The organism is uncultured Paraglaciecola sp. (assembly GCF_963977085.1).
Classification (GTDB): Bacteria; Pseudomonadota; Gammaproteobacteria; order Enterobacterales; family Alteromonadaceae; genus Paraglaciecola.
On the sequence record NZ_CAXBNC010000001.1, the window covers coordinates 512280 to 524064 of the forward strand.

General features: G+C 37.8%; 9 protein-coding genes. 6 read left to right on the top strand and 3 right to left on the bottom strand.

Annotation, left to right across the window (positions count from 1 at the left end):
* Nucleotides 1-115: 115 nt before the first annotated feature.
* The 5 genes from AAC000_RS02190 (at nucleotide 116) to AAC000_RS02210 (ending at nucleotide 4964) form a co-directional block, all read left to right on the top strand.
* The gene (locus AAC000_RS02190; RefSeq protein ID WP_339719686.1) at nucleotides 116-724 is read left to right on the top strand and encodes an NAD(P)H-dependent oxidoreductase; all 609 of its coding nucleotides are present in this window, start codon (nucleotides 116-118) and stop codon (nucleotides 722-724) included.
* Nucleotides 725-795: 71 nt separating this feature from the next.
* Nucleotides 796-1605: a TauD/TfdA family dioxygenase gene (locus AAC000_RS02195; protein WP_339719688.1), complete on the top strand. Its 810-nt coding sequence runs from the start codon at nucleotides 796-798 to the stop codon at nucleotides 1603-1605.
* Nucleotides 1606-1836: 231 nt separating this feature from the next.
* Nucleotides 1837-2661, top strand: a complete 825-nt coding sequence (locus AAC000_RS02200; protein WP_339719690.1) for a sulfite exporter TauE/SafE family protein — start codon at nucleotides 1837-1839, stop codon at nucleotides 2659-2661.
* Between the two features lie 539 nt (nucleotides 2662-3200).
* Entirely contained in the window at nucleotides 3201-4376 is a 1176-nt protein-coding gene (locus AAC000_RS02205) for a multidrug effflux MFS transporter (protein ID WP_339719692.1), read from the top strand.
* Nucleotides 4377-4472: 96 nt separating this feature from the next.
* Nucleotides 4473-4964: a VOC family protein gene (locus AAC000_RS02210; RefSeq protein ID WP_339719694.1), complete on the top strand. Its 492-nt coding sequence runs from the start codon at nucleotides 4473-4475 to the stop codon at nucleotides 4962-4964.
* A gap of 498 nt (nucleotides 4965-5462) precedes the next feature.
* Here the strand turns inward: AAC000_RS02210 and AAC000_RS02215 are convergent, their stop codons facing one another.
* Nucleotides 5463-7757 carry a TonB-dependent receptor gene (locus tag AAC000_RS02215; RefSeq protein ID WP_339719696.1) on the bottom strand — a complete coding sequence of 765 codons (2295 nt, stop codon included), beginning with the start codon at nucleotides 7755-7757 and terminating at the stop codon, nucleotides 5463-5465.
* Nucleotides 7758-8374: 617 nt separating this feature from the next.
* Between AAC000_RS02215 and AAC000_RS02220 the strand changes: the two genes are divergently transcribed.
* Nucleotides 8375-9334 (top strand): helix-turn-helix domain-containing protein, encoded by a 960-nt coding sequence (locus AAC000_RS02220; protein ID WP_339719698.1) that lies wholly within the window; start codon nucleotides 8375-8377, stop codon nucleotides 9332-9334.
* A 288-nt stretch (nucleotides 9335-9622) separates the two neighbouring features.
* On the opposite strand, the gene AAC000_RS02225 is transcribed toward AAC000_RS02220, so the two are convergent.
* A complete protein-coding gene (locus AAC000_RS02225; RefSeq protein ID WP_339719700.1) occupies nucleotides 9623-9760 on the bottom strand; it encodes a hypothetical protein in 138 nt (45 codons plus the stop codon).
* 80 nt (nucleotides 9761-9840) lie between these two features.
* On the bottom strand, nucleotides 9841-11784 hold the full coding sequence (locus AAC000_RS02230) for an ABC transporter ATP-binding protein (protein WP_339719701.1): 1944 nt from the start codon (nucleotides 11782-11784) through the stop codon (nucleotides 9841-9843).
* Nucleotide 11785 lies beyond the last annotated feature (1 nt).

The window sequence follows — 11785 nt, forward strand, 5'->3', positions numbered from 1 at the left end:
AATTGATACAAGCTTTTGTGCAGAAACTGGCAAGATTTGAAACTTTTCATCACGTAGATTTAATAGCACTTACAAAGTTTGAAGAAATAACTAATTTAAAGGTAGTAGTCGCATTATGAAAATAGGCATTATTTGTGGTAGTCAGCGCAGTAAATCACAAACTGCTAAGGTGGGGGGCTTTATTCAAGAACAACTAGAAGCACAAGGTGTTGATACGTTTGTTCTTGATTTAGGGAGTACGCCTTTACCGAATTTTGATGACAGCTTCTGGTATGAACCTCAAGGTGAACTTCAGGAAATTTGGAAACCTATATCGGAACAACTTAAAACATGTATAGGTTTCATCGTTATTACACCAGATTGGCACGGTATGGTACCAAGTTGTCTAAAGAACTTCTTTCTTTATACTGATGTCAATGAAATGGCTAATAAACCCGGATTAATTATTGCAATTTCGGCCTCCGTCGGTGGGTATTTACCTATCGCAGAATTACGTATCAGCAGCACAAAGAATAACCGATTATGCTGGATCCCTGATCATTTAATTGTTCGAAATATAAAGCAGTGCTTCAATCAGAAAGAGGTATCTGAAGATTCAGATGATATATATATCCGAGCTAGATTACAGCACTCCTTAGCTATCTTATTAGAATACTCAAAAGCGTTGAATTCGGTGAGAGAAAGTGAGGTCACTAATTATAGTACCTATAAGTTTGGTATGTAATTCTATTATAGAAAATAATTTGCCCAATATAATTCAATTAAAATCAACCTAAAAGGTAGTAAGAGGGATAAATGAATAACAAATTGCAAATAAAAGCGCTGACTCCAAATATTGGTGCTGAAATTTCAAATGTCGATTTAACTCAAGAGTTGTCAGAAGACATACAAGGTCAACTGTTCGACGCGATTATGGAATACCAGGTCATTTTTTTTCGTGACCAGCTTATTAATCATGAACAACATAAAGCAGTGGGCCGTATATTTGGTGACTTAATCATTCATCCTGGCGCACCTGGTATTGATGGCCATGAAGATATTGTGGCGATACATGCAGATAAAGACTCTAAATATATTGCAGGTGATAATTGGCACACTGATTTGAGCTGTAATATGGAGCCACCGATGGGGTCAATGTTGTATCTACATACTTTGCCCGATGTAGGAGGAGACACCATGTTTTCATCTATGTATGCAGCATATGATGCACTATCACCAGCGATGCAAGAATATTTGTCAGGTCTTGAGGCAGAACATGATGCAAACCATGTGTATCACGCTATTTACGGTGATTATGACAAAACCTACCCATGTAATGTACACCCTGTTATTCGTACTCATCCTGTAACGGGGAAAAAGTCTATTTACGTTAATGCTTCTTATACAACACGTATAATGGGCGTCTCAAAAACCGAAAGTGCAGGCATATTATCAATGCTTTATAATCATGTTAAGGATCCCAACTTTCAAGTACGTTTCACTTGGCAGCCACATTCTATTGCAATTTGGGACAACCGTTGTACCCAACATTTTGCAGTTTGGGATTACTTTCCGCAAACTCGATCGGGTTACAGGGTAACGATGGCAGGTGAAAAACCTGTTTAATGGTAAAAATTAAATCGTAAATATCGGGACTTGTTCCCGAGTTTAAAGACCTAGCAAGTTTGTTTTGCAATTTAATTTACTCACCATACAAACCTTCAAAGTCGTTATAGTATCGTTATGAAATTGGCTCACTTTGGTTAACCTTTAACGTTCTATTCAAACATTCACAGATGGTTATCAAGCCATCTTTAAGCAATGGTGCAGTGATATGGATCAGAGGAAACATTACAAGTGAATGAAATAATTCAATCTTGGCCAATCATTGTAACGTTAATTGGAACTGGCATGTTGGCTGGGTTATTAGCAGGGCTTTTTGGTGTAGGAGGAGGAATTGTGATCGTCCCTGCGCTATATTTTTTATTGCAAAACTTTGGTGTCAGCGCGTCATCTGCGATGACGATAGCAACTGCAACATCATTGGCGACAATTGTACCTACCGCAATATCCACTATTAGAGCCCATTACACTAAAGGCAATGTAAACCTACCTCTTGTTAAATATTGGAGTGGATTTATATTACTTTTTTCTGTTTTAGGTAGTATGGCAGCTCAAGAACTACGGGGCAATGCACTGACTATAATGTTTGGTGTTATCGCTTTATTAGTGAGTTTGAATATGTTTTTTCGTGCTAACGCTTCCTCTATGTTTTTTCAATTACCTAGCAAAATTGGCCAAGGGTTTCTTGCCAGTTTAGTTGGGTTTTTATCGGTAATGATAGGGATAGGTGGTGGCACGATTGGCGTACCTCTATTAACTGCATTTAATGTAAAAACACATATTGCAGTTGGCACTGCAGCAGTTTTTGGGCTTTTGATTGCTCTTCCTGGAGTCATTACCCTATTGATCATTGGTTCCACTCCAGCTGACGCGCCTTTTGGTACGTTTGGGTTGGTTAACCTTCCTTCATTTTTTATTATCATACCGTTAACCATGTTATTTTCACCAATTGGCGCTGCACTTGGAGCTAAACTAAACCAAAAACAACTAAAACGGGCTTTTTCCATTGTTTTGTTTATCACAAGCTTTCGTATGTTACTTCTAGCAATTGGAGCATAAAAAGGATTTGTTTTATTTCTTACGAGCGGTAGCTCATTACAGGTATTTTTACCAATAAATTTAATCTCCAGTGTTAAAAATAGATATTCATGTGTGTAGTTTTAGAGACCCCTTCGTCTGCAAAAGACTATCAAACATTGATGTCTAATTTTACTAAGGTGCACGGTAAGTGAACAATGAAATTGTGTAAACTTTGCACTTACAGAGACTGAGGTTTGGATGCCAATGTTTGACGTCTGTTCTGTGAACCAACAAACCTGCGCTTGTGATTAAAAATATGATATTAATTTATATTAGACTACGTATCTTCAGGGCCATAGAAGTCATTAATAAGTGACTTGAGGTCCTTCTTAAAAAGCTAGATTCGAGCATTTGATTAAACATATTCAAATCCTTATTGTTTTCTACTTAGGTAAGTTTGATGTTGTATATTTCTTCATTTGTCTATTTACGCCTTTAACCTATGCATTTAATGCTTTGCTCTGGGAGCAAATGGATTAATACCGTAACCTATTGACACTTGTATACCGGAGATATAAATGAAATCTAAAAGCCCAGTACTTTTACTAATTATAATGGTCGTTTTTAGTCCATTGGCGATTGATATTTTTCTTCCGGCGATGCCTTTAATGGCACAGGAGTATTCGGTATCCTTAATCCAGATTCAGGCTAGTATTACAGTGTTTGTTTTAAGTCTAGGATTTGGACAAATAGTAAGTGGACCACTAGCAGATCGTTATGGCCGTAAACCTATAGCTATTGGAGGTATAATTATATATGGCGCAGCATCTTCGTTTGCTGGGATGGCGCCTAGTATAGAGTTTTTGTTAGTCAGTCGAATGGTGCAAGGGCTAGGAGCATGTGCAATTGTGGTCGCTGCATTTTCCAGTGTACGCGACCGTTATGATGCGTTGCACAGTGGAATGATATTTAGCTATTTAAATGGTGCTATTTGTTGTATACCAGCGTTAGCCCCTTTACTTGGTAATGTATTAACAGAACATTTTGGCTGGCGTAGTAACTTTGAATTTTTAGCTCTCTATGCACTTGTTGCAGGTTGTGTGATTGTTTTGACACTTAAAGAAACTCGGCCATTACAAACTATTAGATACAAACGGTTAATTACTTGGTCACGATACACCCCTATTTTACAACACCCTGTATTTTTGTTTCATGCTATGTTGGCTATGTTGGCTATGGCAATTATTATTGCTTATGTTAGCAGCTCACCCGCCTGGTTAATCGTTGAACTAGGATTAAGTCGCTCTAATTTTGTATTCTGGTTTAGTTTAAATGCAACCTTAAATATTGCCGCTTGTCTTTTCGCCCCTAGACTATTATCTAAGTGGGGAGCAAGAAAAACCATTGGTTTCGGTATTATCATGCTTATATTGGCTGGGTTGCTGATGTTGACGCTATTGCAAGTTCGTGATCCAAGCGCATTTATGCTGCCTGTAATGCTTAGTTCTTTTGGGATCTCATTGTTGATGGGGGCATGTTCTGGGCAAGCTTTAGCTCCATTTGCCGATAACGCAGGCACTGCCTCTGCTCTATTAGGTTTGTTTCAAATGAGTGGCGCTGCAATTATTGTTGGCTTGTGTCAATTACTTCCAATCAATGAGGCGGAGCAATTAACCGTATTGATGTTAATGGCTATTCCTGTTTATGCGCTATGGAGGTTACCTGAGGTCAAAAAGAGGATAATGTCTCAGTAAAAGTTAAATAACAACAAGTTATCATGCATATAATTCAAAGAATTGCTCTATCAAACCGGCATAATGTTCACTTTATTAACGTTTAGGTAAGATAGTATGACCATTCCAAATACATTGATTTTTGTCGATTTATCATCTGATGATCCTGCAGCTGCAGGTGAATTTTATTCTGAGGTTTTTGGCTGGGAAAATGATCCTAGACCATACGGTGTATATCATCGCATGGTACCCGGTGGCAATATGCTTGACAGTAAAGGAGTTGAGTCAGCTATTGGTAATTTTCATATTGGAATTCACAAGGTTGAAAATACACGCCCACATCCTATTACAGAAGGAGTTGAACCTAGAGAGCTTTCAACCGCAGGTCGTAAACCAAGGGTTTGGATTTTAGTCAGCGAAGACGACAGTATGGATGCTATATTATCTCGTGCGATTGAGCGTGGTGCGAAACTATTATGGAAGGATCATTTTTGGCGTGAATTTAATGGTTTTAATGCGGCATTTTCAGATCCTTGGGGAAATGAGATTTTATTGTGGGTTAAAGGTGGAGATAACCCTGTCGTTCCAGCGCACTTTACAGAAGAATAATGACTCAATAGGTAATTTAAAATTGGATTATATCAATCCTAATTTTACAGAAAACACCGAAGTTTATACTTCGGTGTTTTTTTATGGTTTTTGACTTTTAATAAATAGCCGGTATCTGATTTAAGCTGTTTATTTAACCTGAGCTCGGGTTAAGACGTGCCGCGTCCTATAAAGTAAATATAATAAAAACAATAGGTTATAATCTTACTATTTATCTAGCCGCCAATTTAATGCATCCAGTGCTGATATTATTGTGTTTATCAAGGCGAGCTTGTGAAGCAATAGCCAGCTATTGAGAGCAAGTTCAACGAAGATAGGCGCAATAATAGCGGTGCTGGACGGTATGGCTTATCCCGAGTTCAGGTTATTTACATAAACGTACTGAGAAGGTAGGTCGTTTTGATATATGTTTTAGTCAATTTAAAGATATAAAAAACACGAATAAAACAACAATATTTCATTCGTGTTTGAGTTTAGATATAACGATTATATTTTCTTTTAAAATGAATAACCGAAGTTAAGAATAATTTGCCTTGGGGCAATATATTCATCACTGACCACACCACTACCGTAAGGGTCAACGAAACGACCTGCTATCCCGAGTTCATCGGTTAAGTTTGTTGCATTTAGCCATAGTCTCCAGTTGGCATCAAACTGTTCATATTCAACAAACAAATTAACTTGACCATAGGAATCGACTGTATCTGCATTAGGTGTATTAAAAATACGTGATTGAAATTCACTTCTATAAATATAGTCTATACGGGTTGTTAGCAATGCGTCATCACCAAACTCTTGAAACCAAGTAGCATTAACACTACCACTTAGCTTCGGTAGAGTAGGTGGCGTATTACCACTTACATCAACATTTGCAGATCCTCGAGCTAAAAACCATTCATAACTCCATGCATAGGGAGCAGCTCCTGTTGCTAAAGCTACGTCACCAGCCGCATCCGCTGCTCTGCGATCTAATGCGTAGTATTCCTCAGTAAATTCACCATCTAGTGCAGTCGCATTCAATCCCAGTTTCAAACTATCATCAAGTAAATTCCAACTCATTTCTATTTCTGTTCCCCAAACATTGGTTTCTGGAATATTTCCAGTACCGCCGGCGAAAGGAATCGGGTCTTCTTGAATATACTGCATATCATCATATTTATAGAAAAACGCAGAGATATTAAATTGTAAATCGTTCTCTAAAAATCGGTTTTTACTACCTACTTCATATGCGACTACTGTTTCAGGCTGAATTTCTGTGCTAACAACCATTGCATTGGCTGAACTCGAATTTACGCCGCCTGGTTTATAACCTTTCGACAAACTAGCATAAATCATATTATCTGTAGCTATTGTGTAATCAATAGCGATTTTGCCGGTTAAATTATCACTAGCAAAGTCAGTTGAATTTGCTTCGGCATAATAACTTGAAGACAAACCTTCATAATCATCATCGTTGTAGCGAACACCGGCTGTTATGTGCAGGTCGTCACTGATATTTAAAGTACCTTGTAGAAATGGCGCCCAAGATGTTCGAGTAATGTGTGACACATTTTCATATGACACATTAAAGGGAATATCTTCTGGAGCTAAATCTTGGGGTAGTATTTCTGTAGGATCATTAATATCTGACCCTTTATATTCTAATACGTACTGACCACTTTTGGATTTTAGGTAAAATGCACCGATAACCCAATCAAACATACCACCTGATTTAGAGCTAAGTGACAACTCTTGTAAAGTCGTTTCTGCCCAGGTTGACCATGTTGCAACATGGTCGTAACCACCAAAGTTCTCAAAATCGCTACGATCACTATCAAACGATTGCACATGGTCCATATCTTGATAGCTTGTTGTTGACTTTAATGTTGCCCAAGGTAACTCCCAAGTAACAATCGCAGTGCTGATATCCATAGTCATATCAATTTTAGCGGGGTAGTCTTGCGATACTACGCGAGGGTCTTCATTTGGATCGTCTTGTGCTTTTAACGCGGAACCATTACTGTTGTCGGTATAATGTTGGGTGCTTATTAATATAGACAAATCATCACTCGCTTCCCATAGTGCTGATATTCGGGCATTGACATTATCTGCATCATTTAGGTCATAGCCACCGTCAATACTGTTTGATTGACTGAAACCGTCATGACTGGTTGTTTGCAATACACCACGAACTGCTAAAGAATCTCCAACGGGAACGTTAACAGCAATCTTACCTTTAGCGTAATTATAGTTGCCAAAGCTAGCTTCTATATCCCCTGTGAATTCTTCTAATACAGGTCTTTTGCTAATTACATTTATTGTCCCTCCCGTAGATGCGGCACCAAATGCAGTACCTTGAGGGCCACGTTGTATTTCTATGTGCTCAACATCTAAAAACCCCATAGTTAAAGCAATAGAATTGGTTATGTAGGCACCGTCCATATGGAAAGAAACGCCAGGTTGACTAAAAAAGTTTTGTGGGGTTTGTGAGCCTATCCCTCGAATGCTTACTTGGGTTTCGGAGCCTCCGCTTTTATTGATTTGTAGTCCAGGTACAAAGCCATTTAGCTGCGCTGCATTACTGATGTTTGCCTGTTCAAGTAATTCATTTCTCACCGCTGTAACCGACAATGCAGCTTCTTGTAAGTTGACTTGCCTTTGATCAACAGTGATGGTGACAACTTCAAATTCTTTAGATTCTGTATTGTCAGACGTTTCTTGAGGTACGGTTTGTGCGTGACCTGTTTGAAGTATGCACAAGCTAGCTAAAATAGCACTTGCTAGTAATGTTTTTCTATATCGCTGGTGTTTCATTATATTTCCTCAATATATGGCAATTGGTAGTTGCTGTTTTAGTTTGCGTATGCGTTTACACTTGCCTAAAGAGTATGGAAGCGACGGTATATTGCGGTAAAAAAATAGACTGAAAGTATTTTCTACTTCTTCTGCTTATAGAAAAATAACAACTACACGACATTATTTGTCTATTTTAATACAACTATATTATTCCGGTTTACGCCGTCCATTTAATTTTTCAGTAGTGATTAAATGGACGAGTTCAAGTTGATATTACTGCAGTTGATATTTAGATAATTGTTTGTATGCGTATGAGTTTTGGTGTTTGTGCGTACAGCTTTTACTTAAGTTAAAGTCAATAATTTGCATTAGAGTTATCCGAACGCAAGCTCCGAGCAACAAATAAAATGCAACTTTTATTATTCAAAGGGCTTTGTAAAATACCATAATATTAACCTGCCCCATAAAAGATTTTTTTCGTAGTTTGAATGTGTCTTTTTGGTGCGTTAATTCAAACTGCTTTAGCGTTATTCACTATTAATCCTAGTTTAGAGCGACTTAATGTTACTGGTATGCTTTATGCTTTATCTTGGTAACTTAAGTTGTCATGGATGATTTAATGCGGAGAGGTACTAATGAGTTCGTGGAAAGTTTCAACAGATAGTTGTGATATGGTAGAGCGTGGTAAGCTTTGGCAACAAGCTATGCATAAAATTTGTATGCCAAACTGCCATTTTCAAGATGATGTGAATCAATTTCACGGCGATGTTAGTAGTATTAATACCCCTCAAGGCCTTGAATTTTCGATTTTATCCGGTTCGCCGATGGAAATTTCTGGCAAGTCGAGTCGTCAACCTTATTCATTTTGGTTAGCTTTATTATTAGAAGGGGATTTTTCTTTACGATATAAAGGGCAGGAATACCCAGCTCAAATTAATTCTATTATATATGCTCCTACCTGTTTAGACATGACATTATCAGTGAGTTCAGACTTCAAAATTCTTTATATGAAAGTCCCCAAAACCCTGATTCATACTAGATTACTTGATTTAAATTTAATTGATGTGGGTTATTTACCTTGCGAATCGGGGGTAAATAAAGTTTTTGCTAAAATGTTGACTGCATTAAGTGAAAATATTGATGATTTAGAGACTGGTATGCTAAGGCCAATCGAAATTGTTCTTTCTGAATTTCTAGTTAGTAACCTTATTCATCAAAGTGGTGTACTTGATTTCGGAAGTACTGCCAAAATACAGCATTTCAAACGTATCTGCCAATTTATTGATACCAAGTTAGCCGAACCTCAATTATCACTTAACTTGGTGGCGGAAGAGAATAAAGTATCCCATAGATACATTCAAAAACTATTTGAATCTAGGGGTATTAGTTTTGTCAATTATATACGTATGAGACGTTTAGATCGATGCAGGTATGAATTGGGACACCCAGAATACCGTCATTTGTCTGTGTCTGATATATGTTTTCGTTGGGGCTTTAATGATGCAGGACATTTTAGTCGCGTATTTCGTAGTGAATACGAAATTACCCCTCGTGATTACCGACGCCAGCAACACGAAGTGTTTGAAAATGCATAGGCAGTTATAAAATAGATGATTAAATGGATGTTAGTTTATAATAGAGCATTTACTCATCTATTAAGGAGAGATTCTTAATAGATGGGTAACGAGTACATTACAATTAACAAATGAGTCTTAAGTCATTAAATTTCTTAGGCTCGTTTATTCTGTTCAAAGATCTGATTAAATAACTTATTACGTTCTTTTTGAAGCAATTCAGCACAAACATTATCTGAATGAACCCCTTTAATAATAAAAAGAAAGGCGGCCATCATTTGTGTGAGGACGGGAATGAGAAAACGTTCACTAATAGACAACTTCAAACTGCGTCACGTCATAAACCGCATTAATATGGTACGCGCCCTTTTGTTTACCTAAATCACCTTGGTTACATTGAATAACATGTTCAAACTCTTTAATGGTGGTTAGGTTTTCTATATTCATGATCGCTTTCATCTTATGATCATGAACAAACTTTAGGTCTTTAGACGCATTTCATGATGGACAAGGCTTAGCATTCTATTTCAATTATGTTCTGTTATAGTCGGGGGCCAAATGACTCTTGAATCAGTTGCAGGTACCGCTTGAATTAATTCATGAGTATAAGGATGTTGAGGGTTAGATAAAACATCTTCAGTATACCCTCGCTCAACAATTTCACCATTTTGCATGACCATTATTTTGTCACATAGATAACGTACAACACTAAGATCATGAGATATTAGAATCAATGAAAACTTATGTTCTTGCCTAAGTTTTAATAGTAAATTCATAATATTCGCCTGCACAGATACATCTAACCCTGACACTATTTCATCTGCAATTAGAATTTGTGGTACGTCACATAGACTACGCCCTATATTAACTCGTTGTCGTTGACCACCTGACAGCTGAGATGGATATCTCAATAATGTTTGAATCGAAATCCCCACATTGAGTGCTAATTCTATAGCCCTCTTTTTTCTTGTTAATGACCTAAAAGGGCTTTGATTCATTGACTGAGTGAGCAATTGTTGTACTTTATGGTTTGGGTTCAGTGCTGAACTGGCATCTTGAAAAATCATTTGTATTAATGATATTCGTTTGTTCCAGCTATTTTTATCAGCCCCGATTTTTTTACCATTAAGCACAATGTCCCCACTAGTTGGCGTTTCTAAACCCATAATTAGTTTAGCTAATGTAGATTTTCCACTACCACTACCTCCAACTATGCCAATAAACTCTCCAGATGCGATCTCAATATTTGCGCTTTTGACCGCATGGGTGCTTAGGCCTCCTTTCTTTTTGGCAGGATAAATTTTGGTTAAGTTAGTTGCTGTCATAATAGGCGCATTGCTAAATGCTTTGCCTGGAGTATGGATTTTGTTGTTGTCTTTTTGTGCACAATTGTGGGCTAATATTTGTGTGACCTTTATACAGCGAACCTTATGTTGAGGCGCTAAGTTAGTAAAAGCTGGTTTTTCTTTGCTGCATTCAGTTGAGCTAAATTCACAGCGGTTAATAAATCGGCATCCTTGTAAACTAGGAAATGCTTCAACACCAGGCATTTGGCCATCTAAAGACGTTAATGGCGCCAAAGGACCGGTTAAGCTTGGAGTAGAGGCTTTTAATGCCTGTGTATACGGATGACTAGGAGCTGAAAATAACTCACTAGCCTTAATGTTTTCCATGATCTCACCTGCATAAAGTACCGCGACATCATCACAGACATGGGTTGCTAAACCCATATCATGAGTAACAAATAACACAGCCGTGCCTTCTTTCTCTTGGAGTATTTTTAGTAGACGTACTACTTGAGCCTGACTAACGGGATCGAGAGCTGTGGTTGCTTCATCGGCAATCACTAATTCTGGTTTACTGACAAATGCCAACGCAATGAGTATTCGCTGACACATTCCTCCGGATAATTGAAAAGCATATTTTTCTAATATCGCTTTTGGGTTGGGCAACATCACAGCCGTTAAAGAGTTATTCATTATCTCTTCACATTCTCTTACTGGCGTGCCTAATCTGAGTAAATGTTCAGTAAATTGCTGACCAATAGTAAGCACTGGATTTAATGCCGTCTTTGGCTCTTGGGGAATAAACGCAATCCTATCGCCGAGTAAATGTCTATGTTGTTCTTCACTGATGTTTAATAAATCTTTACCAGCAAATAATAATTCACCTGAGGTGACACTGAAATTTTCTGGCAATTGACGAGAAAGTACGCGACCAAGCATGCTCTTTCCAGCACCCGATTCTCCGACTAAACCTAACGAACCCGCTGCTGGTAATTTGAAACTAATGTCTCGCAACACACTACTCGAACCATGGTTAAGTTTAACACTCAGGTGTAAGTTTTTTGCTTCTAAGGTCACGACTTCTTTGGGCAAGGTCTGTAAATTTATGGTTTCAGAGGTTGTGGTTGCTGACTGAATAAGTTCAGCGGAATTGTCAGCGCGGTTTAAATTGATTTGGCTAGTCATA

Excerpts from the sequence above, each read along its gene's own strand:
- AAC000_RS02190 (WP_339719686.1), top strand. The coding sequence starts at position 116 with ATGAAAATAGGCATTATTTGTGGTAGTCAGCGCAGTAAATCACAAACT.
- AAC000_RS02195 (WP_339719688.1), top strand. The coding sequence starts at position 796 with ATGAATAACAAATTGCAAATAAAAGCGCTGACTCCAAATATTGGTGCT.
- AAC000_RS02205 (WP_339719692.1), top strand. The coding sequence starts at position 3,201 with ATGAAATCTAAAAGCCCAGTACTTTTACTAATTATAATGGTCGTTTTT.
- AAC000_RS02210 (WP_339719694.1), top strand. The coding sequence starts at position 4,473 with ATGACCATTCCAAATACATTGATTTTTGTCGATTTATCATCTGATGAT.
- AAC000_RS02215 (WP_339719696.1), bottom strand. The coding sequence starts at position 7,757 with ATGAAACACCAGCGATATAGAAAAACATTACTAGCAAGTGCTATTTTA.
- AAC000_RS02220 (WP_339719698.1), top strand. The coding sequence starts at position 8,375 with ATGAGTTCGTGGAAAGTTTCAACAGATAGTTGTGATATGGTAGAGCGT.
- AAC000_RS02225 (WP_339719700.1), bottom strand. The coding sequence starts at position 9,760 with ATGAATATAGAAAACCTAACCACCATTAAAGAGTTTGAACATGTTATT.
- AAC000_RS02230 (WP_339719701.1), bottom strand. The coding sequence starts at position 11,784 with ATGACTAGCCAAATCAATTTAAACCGCGCTGACAATTCCGCTGAACTT.